Below are 18,896 nucleotides of genomic sequence, written 5' to 3'. Positions count from 1 at the left end.
TACATAGGTAGCTGGCAATCTGCCGATGGTTCATATGCAACGATTCTCGTCCATTGGTCTAAAGGTCGCAGGGCGGGGTGGGGCGTAGAGTCGCCGTGAATGCTTGAGATTGGCGCTTTTCCCTTTGCTTTCAGGCTTGTACGAAACGAGATGTGGCCGCGCCCGGAACAGAGGGTTTGCGTGTTGATTCAACTGGGTTACGCTCGAACCAAGCCAGATGTTCAATCCAAACAATGGAGTTCAGCATGGGTTACAAGAAGATTCAGGTTCCAGCCGTCGGCGACAAAATCACCGTCAACGCAGACCATTCTCTCAATGTCCCTGATAACCCGATCATTCCCTTCATCGAAGGTGACGGCATTGGCGTCGACGTCAGCCCTGTGATGATCAAAGTGGTTGATGCTGCCGTAGAAAAAGCCTACGGGGGCAAGCGCAAGATTTCCTGGATGGAGGTTTATGCTGGCGAAAAAGCAACTCAGGTTTATGACCAGGACACCTGGCTGCCCCAGGAAACCCTGGACGCGGTCAAGGATTACGTGGTTTCCATCAAGGGCCCGCTGACCACTCCCGTCGGTGGCGGCATCCGCTCTCTCAACGTTGCCCTGCGCCAACAGCTCGATCTCTATGTCTGCCTGCGCCCTGTGGTGTGGTTCGAAGGCGTACCGAGCCCGGTGAAAAAGCCCGGCGACGTCGACATGGTGATCTTCCGCGAGAACTCCGAAGACATTTATGCCGGTATCGAATGGAAAGCCGGCTCCCCTGAAGCCACCAAGGTCATCAAGTTCCTGAAAGAAGAAATGGGCGTCACCAAGATCCGTTTCGACCAGGACTGCGGCATCGGCATCAAGCCGGTTTCGAAAGAAGGCACCAAGCGTCTGGTGCGCAAGGCCCTGCAATACGTGGTGGACAACGACCGCAAGTCGCTGACCATCGTGCACAAGGGCAACATCATGAAATTCACCGAAGGTGCTTTCAAGGACTGGGGCTACGAGGTGGCGAAGGAAGAATTCGGCGCCGAGCTGCTCGATGGCGGCCCATGGATGAAGTTCAAGAACCCGAAAACCGGCCGCGAAGTCGTCGTCAAGGACGCCATCGCCGACGCCATGCTCCAGCAGATCCTGCTGCGTCCGGCCGAATACGACGTGATCGCCACCCTCAACCTCAACGGTGACTACCTGTCCGACGCCCTGGCGGCGGAAGTGGGCGGTATCGGTATCGCGCCGGGTGCCAACCTGTCCGACACCGTGGCCATGTTCGAGGCGACCCACGGTACTGCGCCGAAATATGCCGGCAAGGACCAGGTTAACCCGGGCTCGGTGATTCTGTCGGCGGAAATGATGCTGCGTCACCTGGGCTGGACCGAAGCGGCCGACCTGATCATCAAGGGCACCAATGGCGCCATCAAGGCCAAGACCGTGACCTACGACTTCGAACGTCTGATGGAAGGCGCCACACTGGTGTCTTCCTCGGGCTTCGGTGAAGCGCTGATCAAGCACATGTAAGAACGGCAGCTGCAACGAAACCGCCCGGCTCGAGTCATCAAGCCGGGCGGTTTGTTTTCTGGCAGGTGTTCGGGTTGCTTCAGCTGGTCACTGACTGGTGCTGAGCGGCTGCCGAGGCGGCATCTTTTGCGGCTTCGACATTCTGAATTTTTGTGGCGTGCAGGCCTTTGGGGCCTTGTACGATCTCGAATTTGACGATTTGCCCGGCTTTGAGGGTTTTGTATCCGTCCATTTCAATGGCGGAATAGTGGGCAAAGAAATCAATTTCCTTGCCGTCCTCGTCCTTCCCCTCGCGGGAGTCGGTGTTGATGAAACCGAACCCCTTGGAATTATTGAACCATTTCACCTTGCCGACAGCCATGCTCAAATCCCTCTGCAACAGTCTCCATCGCTGGAGTATCATCCAATTCATCCGCAGTCGAATCCGTTAAAAAGATTGACTCCGCGGATCTTTTTTCCCCACTGTGGGTTCTATTGGTTGTAACACCGTTTTCCCGATAGTCAAGGTGACCGGGCAGTCGGAGTTGAAAACGTGTCAAGCCGCCCCCATCACTGTATTTGCACAACTGACGAACCTTTCTTTCCATGCATGCAATCAGCCAGATTCGACTAACATTCAATCAGGATCGCCCGCTTCTCCAAAAGGATCTTCCACAGGAGCACGACGACGATTCGGCAGGCGTTGCTGTTCAGGAAGCAAAGCCTGCGTTACAGGCGCCGCCGATGTACAAGGTGGTTTTGTTTAATGATGACTACACACCGATGGATTTCGTCGTCGAAGTGCTCGAGGTGTTTTTTAACCTGAATCGCGAGCTGGCGACCAAGGTCATGCTGGCCGTCCACACAGAAGGGCGGGCAGTATGTGGAGTGTTTACCCGCGACATCGCCGAGACAAAGGCCATGCAGGTCAACCAGTACGCCAGGGAAAGCCAGCATCCGCTACTCTGTGAAATCGAGAAGGACGGTTAATCGCCGACCACTTGGGTATGAGGTGAAGCTATGTTAAACCGCGAGCTCGAAGTCACCCTCAATCTTGCCTTCAAGGAGGCACGTTCGAAACGTCATGAGTTCATGACCGTCGAACACCTGCTGCTGGCCCTATTGGACAATGAGGCTGCCGCCACCGTATTGCGTGCCTGCGGCGCAAACCTCGACAAACTCAAGCACGACCTGCAGGAGTTCATCGACTCCACCACGCCACTGATCCCCGTCCATGACGAGGATCGCGAAACCCAGCCAACCCTGGGCTTCCAGCGTGTGCTGCAACGTGCTGTCTTTCATGTGCAGAGCTCGGGCAAACGCGAAGTGACCGGCGCCAACGTGCTGGTTGCAATCTTCAGTGAGCAAGAGAGTCAGGCGGTGTTCCTGCTGAAACAGCAGAGCGTTGCACGCATTGATGTCGTCAACTATATCGCCCACGGCATTTCCAAAGTGCCGGGGCATGGCGATCACTCTGAAGGTGAACAAGATATGCAGGACGACGAGGGCGGTGAGTCTTCTTCTTCAGGCAATCCGCTGGACGCTTATGCCAGCAACCTCAACGAACTCGCACGCCAGGGTCGGATCGATCCGCTGGTCGGGCGTGAAACGGAAGTCGAGCGGGTCGCGCAGATTCTCGCGCGCCGTCGCAAGAACAACCCGCTGCTGGTAGGCGAGGCTGGCGTGGGTAAAACCGCGATTGCTGAAGGCCTGGCCAAGCGTATTGTCGACAACCAGGTGCCGGACCTGCTGGCCAACAGCGTCGTTTATTCCCTTGATCTGGGCGCTCTGCTCGCGGGCACCAAGTATCGCGGTGACTTTGAGAAGCGCTTCAAGGCGCTGCTCAACGAACTGAAAAAACGTCCGCAGGCGATCCTGTTCATCGACGAGATTCACACCATCATCGGTGCGGGTGCTGCGTCCGGTGGCGTGATGGATGCCTCGAACCTGCTCAAACCGCTGCTGTCGTCTGGCGACATTCGCTGCATCGGCTCGACCACGTTCCAGGAATTCCGTGGCATCTTCGAAAAAGACCGTGCCCTGGCGCGTCGCTTCCAGAAGGTCGATGTCGTCGAACCGTCGGTGGAAGACACCATCGGTATCCTGCGTGGCCTGAAAGGGCGCTTTGAACAGCACCACAACATCGAATACAGCGACGAGTCGCTACGCGCCGCTGCGGAACTGGCTTCGCGCTACATCAATGACCGGCACATGCCGGACAAGGCCATCGACGTGATCGACGAGGCGGGCGCCTACCAGCGTCTGCAGCCGGTCGAGAAGCGTGTGAAACGCATCGAAGTGCCTGAGGTTGAGGACATCGTTGCGAAAATCGCGCGGATTCCGCCGAAGCACGTCACCAGCTCCGACAAGGAACTGCTGCGTAACCTCGAGCGTGACCTGAAGCTGACGGTGTTCGGTCAGGACGCGGCGATCGATTCGCTGTCGACTGCGATCAAACTGTCCCGTGCCGGTCTCAAGTCGCCTGACAAACCTGTCGGTTCGTTCCTGTTCGCAGGGCCGACCGGTGTCGGTAAAACCGAAGCCGCGCGTCAATTGGCCAAGGCGTTGGGGATCGAACTGGTGCGCTTCGACATGTCCGAGTACATGGAGCGCCACACCGTATCGCGTCTGATCGGTGCGCCTCCGGGTTATGTCGGTTTCGACCAGGGCGGTCTGCTGACCGAAGCGATCACCAAGCAACCGCATTGCGTATTGCTGCTCGATGAAATCGAGAAGGCGCATCCGGAAGTCTTCAACCTGCTGCTGCAGGTGATGGACCACGGCACGCTGACCGACAACAACGGGCGCAAGGCGGACTTCCGCAATGTGATCGTGATCATGACCACCAACGCCGGTGCTGAAACGGCGGCGCGTGCTTCGATCGGTTTCACCCATCAGGACCACTCGTCCGATGCGATGGAAGTGATCAAGAAGAGTTTCACGCCGGAATTCCGCAACCGTCTGGATACCATCATTCAGTTTGGTCGCCTCAGTCATGAGGTCATCAAGAGCGTGGTGGACAAGTTCCTTACCGAGCTTCAGGCGCAGCTGGAAGACAAGCGTGTGCTTCTGGAAGTTACGGACGCGGCGCGCAGCTGGCTGGCGGCCGGTGGTTACGATTCGGCCATGGGCGCTCGTCCGATGGCGCGTCTGATCCAGGACAAGATCAAGCGTCCGCTGGCGGAGGAGATTCTGTTTGGTGAGCTGGCCGAGCATGGCGGTGTGGTTCACATCGACATCAAGGATGGTGAGTTGACGTTTGACTTCGAGACCACTGCAGAAATGGCCTGACGGCTGGCTTGGCTGTAAAGCGAAAAGGCGCCTTCGGGCGCCTTTTTTTGTTTTGGGTGTTTCCTCGGGTTTTGTTTGTATATCCGTTGCTGCTGTAACGGCTTCTTAGGGTTCCGCCCTTACGGCGGGTCACTTTTTCCAAACGCCGAAAAAGTAACCAAAAAGGCTTTACCCTGACGTACGGCCCTCGCTGTGGCTCGGGTTCCTTCGCTCCGGGATTGATCCGGGGGCATCGCCTACGGTTTGCTTCGCTGCACCTCCTCTCGATGTGTTTGGCTTCGCCAAACGGTCGCTGCGCTCCCACCCCCGGATCAATCCCTCCACTCAGCCTGCCGACGGGCACTGCGATCAGAAGCGGTACTCGAGCTAACGCTCATTGTGGTGAGTGGGGAGGAGCGGGGCTTTTAACTTGGTTTTTGCTTTGGCTCTGGCTTTTGATTTTTTGCCCCTTCGGCAGGCCGAGCGGAGGTGTCCATCAGGGGGTAGGCGCGTAGCGCCGTGCGGCGAAGCCGCATACATCGAGAGGAGGTGCAGCGAAGCAAACCGTAGGCGATGCCCCCTGGTGGACACCGTAGCGAGGGAACACTGAGCCTAAGCGAAGTGCCGTACGCCGGGGCTCAGCCTTTTTGGTTACTTTTTCGGCGTTTGGAAAAAGTGACCCGCCGTAAGGGCGGAACCCTAAGAAGCCGTTACCGCAGCAACGGATATACACCCAAACCCAAAAAACACGCACACACAAAAACGCCCGGCATTAAGCCGGGCGTCTTGTATTGACTTGATTAGCGAGCGCGGTAAGTAATACGCCCTTTGCTCAAGTCATAGGGCGTCAGCTCGACGCGCACTTTGTCACCGGTAAGAATACGAATGTAGTTCTTGCGCATCTTGCCGGAAATATGCGCGGTTACGACGTGCCCATTTTCCAACTCCACACGAAACATGGTGTTGGGCAGGGTGTCGACGACAGTGCCTTCCATTTCGAAGCTGTCTTCTTTCGACATGCAGTAAAGCCCTCGGTATCCAATGAATGGCCCGGTGCAACTGCGCCAGGCAAAAGCGGCGTGCATTGTGCCCGAAAAATGGGGTTTACGCCAAGGGGTTTAGGGTTTGCGTTTAGTTCAGGATGACCCAGCGCTGATTGATCAGCAGTTCGATAGGCCGATATTGGGTCTTGTAGTTCATCTTTTTGCAGTTTTTGATCCAGTAACCCAGGTACACCGCCTCAAGCCCCAGGCGCTGGGCTTCGGCGATTTGCCAGAGGATCGCGTAGCGCCCGAGGCTGCGGCGTTCTTCCTGCGGTTCGTAAAAGGTGTAGACCGCCGACAGGCCGTTGGGCAGCAGATCGGTCACGGCAACTGCCAGCAACCGTCCGTCGAGCCGGAACTCGTAGAAGCGTGAGAAGGGCAGGTCGCGTACCAGAAAGGTCGAGAATTGATCGCGGCTTGGCGGGTACATGTCGCCATCCGCGTGGCGCTGTTCGATGTAGCGCTGGTAGAGGTCGAAGTACTCTTCGCTGAACGCCGGCTTGACCGGGCGCACCTGCAAATCGATGTTGCGCTTGAAAATGCGTTTCTGCTGACGGTTGGGGTTGAACTGCGCCACCGGAATGCGCGCAGGCACGCAGGCATTGCAGTTCTGGCAATGCGGGCGGTACAGGTGATCGCCGCTGCGACGAAAGCCCATTTCTGACAGGTCTGCGTAGACATGCACATCCATGGGCTGGCTCGGATCGAGAAACAGGGTCGTCGCCTGTTCCTCGGGCAGATAACTGCAAGAGTGAGGCTGAGTGGCATAAAACTTCAACCGCGCCAACTCGGTCATGATCAACCCTCAAGGGTAAGCTGGTGAATTAAGTGTAAGCCACGCGCGCAAAAGTCGCTCAGCAAACCCAGGTCGCATGATGGGGTTGATCGAGGTGTCGGGCCAGATAGTCGGCGAATGTCTGCCGTGAAATGGCACGGGCGCCGAGGCTGTGGAGGTGGTCGGTAGGCATCTGGCAGTCTATCAATACGAAACCCGCTTCTTTCAGATGTTGCACCAGCGTCGCAAAACCGTACTTGGATGCGTTGTCCGCACGGCTGAACATCGACTCGCCGAAGAACAGCTGCCCCATCGCCAGGCCGTACAGGCCGCCGACCAGTTCGCCCTCATCCCAGACTTCCACCGAATGGGCAAAGCCACGTCGATGCAGTTCGATATAGGCGTCCTGCATCGCTTCGGTGATCCAGGTGCCGTCGGCGTATTCCCGGGGAGCGGCGCAGGCGTGGATTACGGCGTCGAAATCCTGATCGAAGGTCACTTGATAACGCTGTTTGCGCATCAATTTGCCGAGGCTGCGCGAGACGTGCAGTTCGTCGGGAAAAAGCACGGTGCGCGGATCCGGCGACCACCAGAGAATCGGCTGACCTTCGGAAAACCATGGAAAGCAGCCGTGACGATAAGCCTGGATCAAGCGATCGGCGGACAGGTCGCCTCCGGCCGCCAGCAATCCGTTGGGATCGCGCATGGCCTTTTCCAGTGGCGGGAAAGTCAGTGAATTGCGTTGTAACCAAGTCAGCATGGCGTCCAGGCTTGCAGAAGGGGAGGGCGGTGGGCGCTGGGCCCGCGGTAAAGTGTGCCGGGAAATGACGCGAATGTCCTCCGTTGCAGTGCGGCTTTTGCGTAGCTGCAACTTGAGCATCCGGATGCGGTCGTAATCGGGCGTTGCACCGGTGCGGGCAAGGTTGTCGATGCCAATGTGTGGCACTCAGGGGAGATGAGGCGCAAATGCTTCGCTACGTTCATCAAATACACCTCATAAGCCTTTGTCACAAAAGGTAATGCATGCTCAAATTGAACGCCGGGTGTTGTGCGTTTGGCTATGCTTGAACCTGGGGCCTGGAAGCATGGCATCGAACGCGCAAACCCGTACAATGCCGGGCTGTTACAGAATATTCGCCGCGTGCCGTGTTTATAAAAGGCGGGGCGCAGTGTTAAAAGTAGTCTCCGTTGCGCCCGTCAATTTTTTTACCTGCCTGGATTGGGCAGTTTTTATCGTCATTCAATAGATGGACGCGCCTCTGGCGCAGGAAAAGAAGCGTTTTGAAGAAATCCACGGAAGCACCAAAAACAGTCGTTCCGCTCTGGCGCCAACAGTTGCACTACCGGCTCAAGGAAGGTGCATTGATCGCCATCGGCGCCTTGTGCCTGTTCCTGATGATGGCGTTGCTGACCTACGGCAAGGACGATCCGGGCTGGAGCCACAACAGCAAGATCGACGACGTGCAGAACTTCGGCGGCCCGGCCGGTTCCTACAGCGCCGACATCCTGTTCATGGTGCTGGGTTACTTCGCCTACATCTTCCCGTTGCTGCTGGCGATCAAGGCGTATCAGATCTTCCGTCAGCGTCACGAGCCGTGGCAGTGGAGCGGCTGGCTGTTTTCCTGGCGCCTGATCGGTCTGGTGTTCCTGGTGTTGTCCGGCGCGGCGCTGGCACACATTCATTTTCATGCCGCCACCGGTCTGCCGGCTGGCGCCGGTGGTGCGCTGGGTGAAAGCCTTGGTGATCTGGCCCGCAATGCTCTGAACATTCAGGGCAGCACGTTGTTGTTCATCGCACTGTTCTTGTTCGGCCTGACGGTGTTCACCGACCTGTCGTGGTTCAAGGTGATGGACATCACCGGCAAGATCACCCTCGACCTGTTCGAACTGTTCCAGGGCGCGGTCAACCGCTGGTGGTCGGCGCGTACCGAGCGCAAGCAACTGGTCGCGCAACTGCGTGAAGTCGACGATCGCGTGCATGACGTGGTTGCACCGACGGTCACCGACAAGCGCGAGCAGGCCAAGGTCAAGGAGCGTCTGATCGAGCGCGAACAGGCTCTGAGCAAGCACATGTCCGAGCGCGAGAAACAGGTACCGCCGGTCATCGCGCCGGCCCCGGTCAAGGCGCCGGAGCCAAGCAAGCGCGTGCAGAAAGAGAAGCAGGTGCCGTTGTTCGTCGACAGCGCCGTGGAAGGCACCTTGCCGCCGATCTCGATCCTCGATCCTGCGGAAAAGAAACAACTCAATTATTCGCCCGAATCCCTGGCGGCGGTCGGCCACTTGCTGGAGATCAAGCTCAAGGAATTCGGCGTCGAAGTCACCGTGGATTCGATTCACCCCGGTCCGGTCATTACCCGTTACGAAATCCAGCCTGCTGCAGGTGTGAAGGTCAGCCGTATCGCCAACCTGGCGAAAGACCTTGCACGTTCGCTGGCCGTGACCAGCGTACGGGTGGTCGAAGTGATTCCGGGCAAGACTACGGTCGGTATCGAGATTCCCAACGAAGACCGGCAGATCGTGCGCTTCTCCGAAGTGCTGTCGACGCCTGAGTACGACAACTTCAAATCGCCGGTCACCCTGGCCCTGGGCCACGACATCGGCGGCAAGCCGGTCATCACCGACCTGGCAAAGATGCCGCACCTGCTGGTGGCCGGTACCACCGGTTCCGGTAAGTCGGTGGGCGTGAACGCGATGATCCTGTCGATCCTGTTCAAGTCCGGCCCGGATGACGCCAAGCTGATCATGATCGACCCGAAAATGCTCGAGCTGTCGATCTACGAAGGCATTCCGCACCTGCTGTGCCCGGTCGTGACCGACATGAAAGACGCCGCCAACGCCCTGCGCTGGAGCGTGGCCGAGATGGAGCGTCGCTACAAGCTGATGGCGAAGATGGGTGTACGAAACCTGTCCGGCTTCAACGCCAAGGTCAAGGAAGCCCAAGACGCCGGCGAGCCGCTGAGCGATCCGCTGTACAAACGCGAAAGCATCCACGACGAAGCACCGCTGCTGCAGAAGCTGCCGACCATCGTCGTGGTCGTGGACGAATTCGCCGACATGATGATGATCGTCGGCAAGAAGGTAGAAGAACTGATCGCCCGTATCGCCCAGAAGGCGCGTGCGGCCGGTATCCACCTGATTCTCGCGACCCAGCGGCCGTCGGTGGACGTGATCACCGGTCTGATCAAGGCCAACATCCCGACGCGGATGGCGTTCCAGGTATCGAGCAAGATCGACTCCCGGACCATCATCGACCAGGGCGGCGCCGAACAACTGCTCGGCCACGGTGACATGCTCTACATGCCGCCGGGCACCAGCCTGCCGATCCGGGTTCACGGCGCCTTCGTGTCCGACGATGAAGTTCACCGGGTGGTGGAAGCCTGGAAACTGCGCGGCGCACCGGAATACAACGACGACATCCTCAATGGTGTCGAAGAGGCGGGCAGTGGTTTCGAAGGCAGCAGCGGCGGTGGTGACGGCGACGATCCGGAAGCCGACGCGCTGTACGACGAAGCCGTGCAGTTCGTGCTGGAAAGCCGTCGCGCCTCCATCTCCGCTGTACAGCGCAAGCTGAAGATCGGCTACAACCGTGCCGCGCGCATGATCGAAGCCATGGAAATGGCCGGGGTCGTGACGTCGATGAACACCAACGGTTCCCGCGAAGTCCTGGCCCCTGGCCCGGTACGCGACTGATTCGATACCCTGATCCAAATGCAATGGACGGTGCATGAAGCGCCGTCCACTTTCCCACGAGTATTCAAGAGGACTCCCATGCGTCTTATCCGCATGTTGCTGCCGGTACTGGCTCTGACCACCCTCACGGCTCACGCCGATGACAAGGATGTGGCTCGCCTGACCCAATTGCTCGAAACATCCAAGACCCTGACTGCCAATTTTTCCCAGCTGACCCTCGACGGCAGCGGCACCCAGTTGCAGGAAACCACCGGCGACATGACCCTGCAGCGTCCGGGCCTGTTCTACTGGCACACCAATGCGCCAGCCGAGCAGACCATGGTGTCCGACGGCAAGAAAGTCACCCTGTGGGACCCGGATCTGGAACAGGCCACCATCAAGAAACTCGATGAGCGTCTGACCCAGACTCCAGCCCTGTTGCTGTCCGGCGACGTTTCGAAGATCAGCCAGAGCTTCGACATCAGCGCGAAAGAGGCGGGCGGCGTGATCGACTTCACCCTGAAGCCGAAAACCAAGGACACCCTGTTCGACAGCCTGCGCCTGTCGTTCCGCAACGGTCTGGTCAATGACATGCAACTGATCGACAGCGTCGGCCAGCGCACCAACATTCTGTTTACCGGTGTGAAGGCCAACGAAGCGGTCCCGGCATCGAAGTTCAAGTTCGACATCCCGAAGGGTGCCGACGTGATCCAGGAATAAACACAGAGGTTTCAACGGTACGTGATGGATCTGTTTCGCAGTGCACCGATTGCCCAGCCACTGGCCGCCCGTTTGCGGGCGACCAATCTGGATGAGTACGTCGGTCAGGAACACGTGCTCGCTCGCGGCAAGCCTTTGCGCGAAGCGCTGGAGCAGGGTGCCCTGCACTCGATGATCTTCTGGGGCCCGCCGGGCGTGGGCAAAACCACCCTGGCGCGGTTGCTGGCGGAAGTCTCGGATGCGCACTTCGAAACGGTCTCGGCCGTCTTGGCCGGGGTCAAGGAGATCCGTCAGGCGGTGGAAATCGCCAAGCAGCAGGCCGGCCAGTACGGCAAGCGCACGATCCTGTTTGTCGATGAGGTTCACCGCTTCAACAAGTCTCAACAGGATGCGTTTCTACCCTACGTTGAGGACGGTACGCTGATCTTCATTGGCGCCACCACTGAAAACCCTTCTTTCGAACTGAACAACGCATTGCTGTCGCGGGCGCGGGTCTACGTACTCAAGAGCCTCGACGAGGCGGCGTTGCGCAAACTGGTGCACCGCGCGCTCACTGAAGAGCGTGGTCTGGGCAAGCGACATCTGACCCTCAGCGATGAAGGCTTCCAGATGCTGCTGTCCGCCGCCGACGGTGATGGCCGGCGCCTGCTGAACCTGCTGGAAAACGCCTCGGACCTGGCCGAAGACAACAGCGAGATGGGCACCGAGCTGCTGCAAAGCCTGCTCGGCGATACTCGCCGGCGTTTCGACAAGGGCGGCGAAGCGTTCTACGACCAGATTTCCGCGCTGCACAAATCGGTGCGCGGCTCCAATCCGGACGGCGCGCTGTACTGGTTTGCGCGAATGATCGACGGCGGCTGCGATCCGCTGTACCTGGCTCGGCGCGTGGTGCGCATGGCCAGTGAAGACATCGGCAACGCCGACCCGCGCGCACTGAGCCTGTGCCTGGCCGCGTGGGAAGTGCAGGAACGTCTCGGCAGCCCGGAAGGTGAGTTGGCAGTGGCGCAGGCCATCACCTATCTGGCGTGTGCGCCGAAAAGCAACGCGGTGTACATGGGCTTCAAGACCGCACTGCGAGCCGCCGCCGAACACGGCTCGCTGGAGGTGCCGCTGCACCTGCGCAATGCGCCGACCAAATTGATGAAGCAATTGGGCTACGGCGACGAATACCGTTACGCCCACGACGAACCGGACGCCTACGCGGCCGGCGAAGACTATTTCCCGGAAGAACTCGACCCGATTCCGTTCTACCAACCGGTGCCGCGCGGCCTGGAGTTGAAGATCGGCGAAAAGCTCAACCACCTCGCCCAACTTGATCGTTTAAGCCCCCGGCAGCGGAGAAAATAGTGGTTCCATTGATCGTTGCAGTCTCCGTCGGCGGGATTGCCGGCACCTTGTTGCGCTTCGCCACCGGCAATTGGGTCAACGCCAATTGGCCGCGGCACTTCTATACCGCGACGCTGGCCGTTAATATCGTGGGCTGTCTGCTGATTGGCGTGTTGTACGGCCTGTTTTTGATACGCCCGGAAGTACCGATCGAGGTACGTGCCGGGTTGATGGTCGGCTTCCTCGGGGGGCTGACGACTTTTTCATCCTTTTCACTGGATACGGTGCGCCTGCTGGAAAGCGGGCAAGTGCCGCTGGCCCTGGGCTATGCGGCGATCAGCGTATTCGGCGGGCTGCTCGCGACCTGGGCCGGCCTGTCCCTGACCAAACTTTGATAACGAGAAACCGACATGCTCGATTCCAAACTGTTACGTAGCAACCTTCAGGACGTAGCGGACCGCCTGGCTTCCCGTGGCTTTGCCCTGGATGTCGCGCGCATCGAAGCGCTGGAAGAACAGCGCAAGACCGTCCAGACCCGCACCGAAGCACTGCAGGCTGAGCGTAACGCGCGTTCCAAATCCATCGGTCAGGCCAAGCAGCGCGGCGAAGACATCGCGCCGCTGATGGCGGACGTCGAGCGCATGGCGGGCGAACTGAGCGCCGGTAAAGTCGAGCTGGACGCGATCCAGACCGAACTGGACTCGATCCTGCTGGGCATCCCGAACCTGCCGCACGAATCAGTGCCGGTCGGCGAAGACGAAGACGGCAACGTCGAAGTCCGTCGCTGGGGCACCCCGACGGCTTTCGATTTCCCGGTTCAGGACCACGTGGCCCTGGGCGAGAAGTTCGGCTGGCTCGACTTCGAAACCGCCGCCAAGCTGTCCGGCGCACGTTTTGCCCTGCTGCGTGGCCCGATTGCCCGTCTGCACCGCGCACTGGCGCAGTTCATGATCAACCTGCACGTCACCGAACATGGCTACGAAGAGGCCTACACGCCTTATCTGGTTCAGGCCCCGGCGCTGCAAGGTACCGGTCAACTGCCGAAGTTCGAAGAAGACCTGTTCAAGATCGCTCGCGAAGGCGAAGCCGATCTGTACCTGATCCCGACCGCCGAAGTGTCGCTGACCAACATCGTGGCCGGTGAAATCGTCGATTCGAAGCAGCTGCCGATCAAGTTCGTCGCCCACACTCCGTGCTTCCGCAGCGAAGCCGGCGCGTCGGGTCGTGACACTCGCGGCATGATCCGCCAGCACCAGTTCGACAAGGTTGAAATGGTCCAGATCGTCGAGCCGTCGAAGTCGATGGAAGCGCTGGAAGGCCTGACCGCCAATGCCGAGAAAGTCCTGCAACTGCTGGAGCTGCCTTACCGCACTCTGGCACTGTGCACCGGCGACATGGGCTTCAGCGCAGTCAAGACTTACGACCTGGAAGTGTGGATTCCGAGCCAGGACAAATACCGTGAAATCTCGTCGTGCTCCAACTGCGGCGACTTCCAGGCCCGCCGCATGCAGGCGCGTTTCCGCAACCCGGAAACCGGCAAGCCTGAGCTGGTGCACACCCTGAACGGTTCCGGTCTGGCGGTCGGTCGTACCTTGGTTGCCGTGCTGGAAAACTACCAGCAGGCCGACGGTTCGATCCGCGTGCCGGACGTGCTGAAGCCGTACATGGGTGGCCTTGAGGTCATCGGCTAAATGAAATATCTGCCGCTGTTTCACAACCTGCGCGGCAGTCGTGTGTTGGTCGTCGGTGGGGGGGAGATTGCCTTGCGCAAGTCCCGCCTGCTGGCCGATGCCGGTGCGCTGCTGCGGGTGGTCGCACCTGAAATCGAAGCGCAACTGCGCGAACTGGTCGCCGCCAGCGGTGGCGAATGCCTGCTGCGTGGCTACGCCGAAACGGATCTGGACGGTTGCGGGCTGATCATTGCCGCCACCGACGACGAAGCGTTGAACGCGCAGGTCTCCGCCGATGCCCATCGGCGCTGCGTGCCGGTCAATGTGGTCGATGCGCCGGCGCTGTGCAGCGTGATTTTCCCGGCAATCGTCGATCGTTCACCGCTGATCATCGCGGTTTCCAGCGGTGGCGATGCGCCGGTGCTGGCCCGGCTGATCCGCGCCAAGATCGAAACCTGGATTCCTTCGACCTACGGCCATCTGGCCGGGCTGGCCGCGCGGTTTCGCGATCAGGTCAAAGGCCTGTTTCCCGATGTGCAGCAACGTCGCGGTTTTTGGGAAGACGTGTTCCAGGGGCCGATTGCCGATCGCCAACTGGCTGGGCAGGGCGCCGAGGCCGAGCGTCTGTTGCAGGCAAAAATCGACGGCGAAGCGAGTGTTACCACTGGCGAGGTGTATCTGGTGGGCGCAGGACCGGGCGATCCGGATCTGCTGACCTTCCGCGCCTTGCGCCTGATGCAGCAAGCCGACGTGGTGCTGTACGACCGCTTGGTGGCTCCGGCGATTCTTGAGCTGTGCCGTCGCGATGCCGAGCGGGTCTACGTCGGCAAGCGTCGCGCCGATCACGCCGTGCCGCAGGATCAGATCAACCAGCAACTGGTGGATCTGGCCAAGGCCGGCAAGCGTGTGGTGCGGTTGAAGGGCGGGGATCCGTTCATCTTCGGCCGTGGCGGCGAAGAGATCGAGGAGCTGGCGGCCCATGGCATCCCGTTCCAGGTGGTGCCGGGCATCACGGCGGCCAGCGGTTGCGCGGCGTATGCCGGGATTCCCCTGACTCATCGCGATTACGCGCAGTCGGTGCGTTTCGTCACCGGGCACTTGAAGGACGGTTCCACCGATCTGCCGTGGGCCGACCTCGTCGCGCCGGCGCAGACGCTAGTGTTCTACATGGGCCTGGTGGGGTTGCCGGTCATCTGCGAGCAGTTGATCAAGCATGGTCGTGCGGCCGAAACCCCGGCAGCGCTGATCCAGCAGGGCACCACGGTCAATCAGCGGGTCTTCACCGGCACGCTGGCCGACCTGCCGCGTCTGGTGGCGGAGCATGAAGTGCATGCGCCGACGCTGGTGATCGTCGGCGAAGTGGTGCAACTGCGCGAGAAACTGGCGTGGTTCGAGGGCGCCCAGGGTCAGATCTGACGACTCTGAAGGGATCGTTCCCACGCGGTGGGAACGATCCTGCTCTCAACCTCTGCGCCAAACCCCTTTCCCGCCCAACCGGTCCCGGTCATGGGCAACAGTGAAATCCTGCTCCGGCCCCTTCGGCACGACCCCGGTCGGGTTGATGGTCTTGTGGCTGCCGTAGTAGTGATTCTTGATGTGCTGGAAATCCACGGTCTCGGCAACGCCCGGCCACTGGTACATCTCCCGCAGCCAGTTCGACAGATTCGGATAATCGCTGATCCGCCGCAGGTTGCATTTGAAGTGCCCGTGGTACACCGCGTCGAAACGAATCAGCGTGGTGAACAAGCGCACGTCCGCCTCGGTCAGGTATTCGCCTGTCAGATAACGGTTGGCGTCCAGCACTTGCTCCAGATGATCCAGTTCGGCAAACACGTCGTCGAACGCTTCTTCATAGGCTTTCTGCGAGGTGGCGAACCCGGCGCGGTACACGCCGTTGTTCACGGCAGGGTAGATCCGCTCGTTCAGCGCATCGATCTCGCTGCGTAATGGCGCTGGATAGAAGTCCAGATCGTTGCCGGTCAAGTCATCGAAGGCGCTGTTGAACATGCGGATGATCTCCGCCGATTCGTTGCTGACGATGCGCTTGAGCTTCTTGTCCCACAGCACCGGCACGGTGACGCGGCCGGTGTAGTTGGCGGTGTCGGCGGTGTAGCGCTGGTGCATGAAATCGAAATGGTCGAGTTTGTCGCCGGTCGAACCGAGGTTCTGGTCGAAGGTCCAGCCGTTTTCCAGCATCAGCCAGCTAACGACGGAAACATCGATCAGGCTTTCCAGGCCTTTGAGCTTGCGCAGGATCAGCGTGCGATGCGCCCACGGACAGGCGAGAGAAACATAAAGGTGATAACGCCCGGCTTCGGCGGCGAAACCGCCTTCACCGCTCGGGCCCGGCTCGCCGTTGCGAGTGACCCAATTGCGGCGCTGCGCCTGTTCGCGCTGGAACGCGCCGTCCTTGCTGCTTTCGTACCACTTGTCCTGCCAGCGGCCGTCGACGAGTAAACCCATGATCAAGACTCCAGAAACCAATATTCGTTGGAGCTGAGTCTATTCCGATGAGTTCGAACAAAAAGCGCAAAGATCGGGCGCTAATGATCGGTTAAATCGATTTATCCCGTGCGGCCCAGTATTGCTCGGCGGTTTCGAAAGCCTGCTCACGGGGTTGGCCGAGGCCACGCAGTGCCAGCGCCATGGTCGAGATCAACGCCATTTGCGGGTAACTGTCGACCACATCGCCGCGCCAGACGGCTTTCAGGTGTTCGATATCCAGCGACGCCGGTTTGACGTGACGCTGTACCGACAACTGCGGCCATTCCTCGTCCCAGCTCTCGCCGCCGGTGGTGCCGTACAGATGGCTGTCGGCATCCGGGTTGATCTCGATTTCGCCGCCGTCGCCCTTGATCACGATCGCCGTGTCGCCGAGCAGGCCGCTGGCATCGCGGTGCACCGCTTGATAACCAGGGTGGAAAATACTCTGCAGGCCGCAGCGCGCGCCCAGCGGATTGAGGATCCGCGCCAGCGAATGGATCGGCGAGCGCAGGCCAAGGGTGTTGCGCAGGTCGATCATCCGTTGCAGCTGCGGCGCCCAGTCCACCAGCGGCATGAACGCCAGGCCACCGTTATCCAGCGCCGCGCCGACCTGTTGCCAGTTGCGGCACAGCGGAATGTTCAGCTCACCGAGCAGTTGTTCGGAGTACAAGCGCCCGGCGGTGTGTGCGCCACCACCGTGCATGAAGATGCGTACGCCGTTCTGCGCCAGGCACTTGGCGGCCAGCAGATACCACGGCAGGTGACGCTTCTTGCCGGCATAGGTCGGCCAGTCCAGATCGACGTTCAGTGCCGGCGCCTGCAAGCGTTGGCGCAGGGCTTCGGTGAAACCGGCCATCTCCTCGGCGCTTTCTTCCTTGTGCCGCAGCAGCATCAGGAAGGCGCCGAGCTGGGTTTCTTCGACCGCTTCGTCGAGCACCATGCCCATGGCTTCCCGGGCTTCCTCGCGCGTCAGGTCGCGGGCGCCGCGCTTGCCCTTGCCGAGGATGCGCACGAATTGGGCGAACGGATGCTCGGCGGGCGTTTCGAGGGTCAGCGCTGGATAGTCGGTCATAGGCAATTCGTCGGTTTGGGCAGGCCCGCCAGTTTCGCGGCGAGTTTGGCAGGGGTGCCTTTGAACAGTCGGTTCAGGTGCAGGCTGTTGCCTTTCTCCGCGCCGAGTTTGAGCGCGGTGTACTTGATCAGCGGCCGGGTGGCCGGGGACAACTGGAATTCGGCATAGAAGCTGCGCAGCAGTTCGAGGACTTCCCAGTGTTCGTCGCTCAGCTCGATGTCTTCGGCAGCGGCGAGGGCGCTGGCGACTTCGGCCGACCAGTCGTTGAGGTCGACCAGGAAGCCGTCCTTGTCCAGTTCGATGGCGCGGGCGCCGACGGTCAACGCATTCATAGCCAGCTGTTGACCTTGTCGTGTTGGATCGACAGCTCGACGAAGGCCGGGTAATCGATGGCTTCGGCCCAGTCCGGAATCTGCACGGCACGGGCTTGCGCGTCTTCGGCCAGCACGAACAATTTCACCTTGCGGGATTCCAGCGCACTGAACGGCGCAGTGCCGGGTTGCAGCGCATAAACGGCATCGCCAGACAGCAACAATGCATCGGCAGAACCGAGTAGGCGCAGGCAACTGGTCAGGCGTTCGTCGCCGAACGGGGAATGGGACAACACATGCAAAGTCGACATCAGAGGGTGATCACCTGGTCGTAACGGTCAATAAGGGCGGTGATTTGTTCGGCGGCCAAAGGCTGCGCCTCGTCCAGCGAACGATCGCCGAGGCCGCGAGCACTGGCGCTGTCGGCGCAATAGAACAGCTCTTCGACGCCGAACATCGGCAGTGCCTGCAGGTTGGCGCTCAGGTCTTTCTGTTGCAGGGCCTTGGCGTTCTGCCCGGCGGCCAGTTGCAACACGCCGTCGTCGAGAAACAGCAGACCGATCGGCAGATCGAAGGCACCCCCGGCGAGCACGATGTCGAGCGCTTCGCGGGCGCCGGGGCCTGACCACGGCGATTGGCGGCTGATAATCAGAAGGGACTTGGCCATGTCATGCGCCTCCGAAACAGATCAGGCGGTCGGCATCCTGCACCGCGTCATGCAACTGGCCGAGGCCGGACAATTCCCACGGCGCGCTGACGGCCACGGCATCACGCTGATAACGCCCGGCTTCCTCGGCATTCAACACGCCACGGCGCAGGGCGGCGGCGATGCACACCACGCCGTCGAGGTTTTGTTCGGTGATAAAGGTTCGCCACTGCTTGGGCAGGTCCAGCTCGTCCTGCGGCGTGACCACGGCGTCGGACGCGTTGTGGACCCCGTCCTGATAGAAAAACAGCCGGACAATCTCATGCCCGCCGGCCAGCGCGGCCTGAGCGAACAGCAGGGCGCGGCGCGAGGAGGGCGCATGGGCGGCGGAAAACAGCGCAATGGCGAACTTCATGACGGACTCGATCA

Annotated in this window: 19 protein-coding genes; 9 read left to right on the top strand and 10 right to left on the bottom strand. The window is 60.1% G+C overall.

The window, feature by feature from the left end; translation table 11 throughout:
- Nucleotides 1-245 precede the first annotated feature (245 nt).
- Nucleotides 246-1,502: an NADP-dependent isocitrate dehydrogenase gene (gene icd, locus AC0R79_RS19660; protein WP_007951441.1), complete on the top strand. Its 1,257-nt coding sequence runs from the start codon at nucleotides 246-248 to the stop codon at nucleotides 1,500-1,502.
- A gap of 79 nt (nucleotides 1,503-1,581) precedes the next feature.
- On the opposite strand, the gene AC0R79_RS19655 is transcribed toward icd, so the two are convergent.
- On the bottom strand, nucleotides 1,582-1,863 hold the full coding sequence (locus AC0R79_RS19655; protein WP_127798714.1) for a cold shock domain-containing protein: 282 nt from the start codon (nucleotides 1,861-1,863) through the stop codon (nucleotides 1,582-1,584).
- A 224-nt stretch (nucleotides 1,864-2,087) separates the two neighbouring features.
- On the opposite strand from AC0R79_RS19655, the gene clpS reads away from it, so the two are divergent.
- Together clpS and clpA are read left to right on the top strand one after the other, a co-directional pair.
- Nucleotides 2,088-2,471 (top strand): ATP-dependent Clp protease adapter ClpS, encoded by a 384-nt coding sequence (gene clpS, locus AC0R79_RS19650; RefSeq protein ID WP_011334948.1) that lies wholly within the window; start codon nucleotides 2,088-2,090, stop codon nucleotides 2,469-2,471.
- Nucleotides 2,472-2,501: 30 nt separating this feature from the next.
- Nucleotides 2,502-4,772 carry an ATP-dependent Clp protease ATP-binding subunit ClpA gene (gene clpA / locus AC0R79_RS19645; protein ID WP_007951436.1) on the top strand — a complete coding sequence of 757 codons (2,271 nt, stop codon included), beginning with the start codon at nucleotides 2,502-2,504 and terminating at the stop codon, nucleotides 4,770-4,772.
- Between the two features lie 779 nt (nucleotides 4,773-5,551).
- Here the strand turns inward: clpA and infA are convergent.
- The 3 genes from infA to aat form a co-directional block, all read right to left on the bottom strand.
- Nucleotides 5,552-5,770, bottom strand: a complete 219-nt coding sequence (infA, locus tag AC0R79_RS19640) for a translation initiation factor IF-1 (protein WP_002553999.1) — start codon at nucleotides 5,768-5,770, stop codon at nucleotides 5,552-5,554.
- 112 nt (nucleotides 5,771-5,882) lie between these two features.
- Nucleotides 5,883-6,590, bottom strand: coding sequence for an arginyltransferase (locus tag AC0R79_RS19635; protein WP_007958178.1), 708 nt, complete (start codon nucleotides 6,588-6,590; stop codon nucleotides 5,883-5,885).
- Between the two features lie 58 nt (nucleotides 6,591-6,648).
- Nucleotides 6,649-7,329 carry a leucyl/phenylalanyl-tRNA--protein transferase gene (gene aat / locus AC0R79_RS19630; protein ID WP_127798712.1) on the bottom strand — a complete coding sequence of 227 codons (681 nt, stop codon included), beginning with the start codon at nucleotides 7,327-7,329 and terminating at the stop codon, nucleotides 6,649-6,651.
- 521 nt (nucleotides 7,330-7,850) lie between these two features.
- Here aat and AC0R79_RS19625 point away from each other — a divergent pair.
- From AC0R79_RS19625 to cysG, 6 genes are all read left to right on the top strand, one after another.
- Nucleotides 7,851-10,259, top strand: coding sequence for a DNA translocase FtsK (locus AC0R79_RS19625; RefSeq protein WP_045121862.1), 2,409 nt, complete (start codon nucleotides 7,851-7,853; stop codon nucleotides 10,257-10,259).
- 78 nt (nucleotides 10,260-10,337) lie between these two features.
- On the top strand, nucleotides 10,338-10,958 hold the full coding sequence (lolA, locus tag AC0R79_RS19620) for an outer membrane lipoprotein periplasmic chaperone LolA (protein ID WP_007958184.1): 621 nt from the start codon (nucleotides 10,338-10,340) through the stop codon (nucleotides 10,956-10,958).
- 24 nt (nucleotides 10,959-10,982) lie between these two features.
- The gene (locus AC0R79_RS19615) at nucleotides 10,983-12,305 is read left to right on the top strand and encodes a replication-associated recombination protein A (protein ID WP_007958186.1); all 1,323 of its coding nucleotides are present in this window, start codon (nucleotides 10,983-10,985) and stop codon (nucleotides 12,303-12,305) included.
- The gene (crcB, locus tag AC0R79_RS19610; protein WP_007958188.1) at nucleotides 12,305-12,679 is read left to right on the top strand and encodes a fluoride efflux transporter CrcB; all 375 of its coding nucleotides are present in this window, start codon (nucleotides 12,305-12,307) and stop codon (nucleotides 12,677-12,679) included. The genes AC0R79_RS19615 and crcB overlap by 1 nt, the downstream gene beginning before the upstream one ends.
- Before the next feature lie 15 nt (nucleotides 12,680-12,694).
- Complete coding sequence (gene serS, locus AC0R79_RS19605) at nucleotides 12,695-13,975, top strand: serine--tRNA ligase (protein WP_007958190.1); 1,281 nt, start codon at nucleotides 12,695-12,697, stop codon at nucleotides 13,973-13,975.
- Nucleotides 13,976-15,370 carry a siroheme synthase CysG gene (cysG, locus tag AC0R79_RS19600; protein ID WP_127798710.1) on the top strand — a complete coding sequence of 465 codons (1,395 nt, stop codon included), beginning with the start codon at nucleotides 13,976-13,978 and terminating at the stop codon, nucleotides 15,368-15,370.
- Nucleotides 15,371-15,415: 45 nt separating this feature from the next.
- Here the strand turns inward: cysG and AC0R79_RS19595 are convergent, their stop codons facing one another.
- The 6 genes from AC0R79_RS19595 to tusD form a co-directional block, all read right to left on the bottom strand.
- Nucleotides 15,416-16,417 carry a glutathione S-transferase family protein gene (locus AC0R79_RS19595; protein WP_474731372.1) on the bottom strand — a complete coding sequence of 334 codons (1,002 nt, stop codon included), beginning with the start codon at nucleotides 16,415-16,417 and terminating at the stop codon, nucleotides 15,416-15,418.
- 91 nt (nucleotides 16,418-16,508) lie between these two features.
- Entirely contained in the window at nucleotides 16,509-17,510 is a 1,002-nt protein-coding gene (locus AC0R79_RS19590; protein ID WP_474731369.1) for a glycosyl transferase family protein, read from the bottom strand.
- On the bottom strand, nucleotides 17,507-17,842 hold the full coding sequence (locus AC0R79_RS19585) for a TusE/DsrC/DsvC family sulfur relay protein (protein WP_127798704.1): 336 nt from the start codon (nucleotides 17,840-17,842) through the stop codon (nucleotides 17,507-17,509). Before AC0R79_RS19585 ends, AC0R79_RS19590 begins: the two co-directional genes overlap by 4 nt.
- Nucleotides 17,839-18,132: a sulfurtransferase complex subunit TusB gene (gene tusB / locus AC0R79_RS19580; RefSeq protein WP_127798702.1), complete on the bottom strand. Its 294-nt coding sequence runs from the start codon at nucleotides 18,130-18,132 to the stop codon at nucleotides 17,839-17,841. The genes AC0R79_RS19585 and tusB overlap by 4 nt, the downstream gene beginning before the upstream one ends.
- On the bottom strand, nucleotides 18,132-18,488 hold the full coding sequence (tusC, locus tag AC0R79_RS19575; protein ID WP_007958208.1) for a sulfurtransferase complex subunit TusC: 357 nt from the start codon (nucleotides 18,486-18,488) through the stop codon (nucleotides 18,132-18,134). The genes tusB and tusC overlap by 1 nt, the downstream gene beginning before the upstream one ends.
- 1 nt (nucleotide 18,489) lies before the next feature.
- Nucleotides 18,490-18,882 carry a sulfurtransferase complex subunit TusD gene (gene tusD / locus AC0R79_RS19570; protein ID WP_085699276.1) on the bottom strand — a complete coding sequence of 131 codons (393 nt, stop codon included), beginning with the start codon at nucleotides 18,880-18,882 and terminating at the stop codon, nucleotides 18,490-18,492.
- Between the last annotated feature and the right edge of the window lie 14 nt (nucleotides 18,883-18,896).

Source organism: Pseudomonas sp. HD57-3, assembly GCF_056113135.1.
The sequence above is the reverse complement of the archived record's forward strand: the minus strand, read 5'-3'. Positions and strand labels throughout refer to the sequence as shown.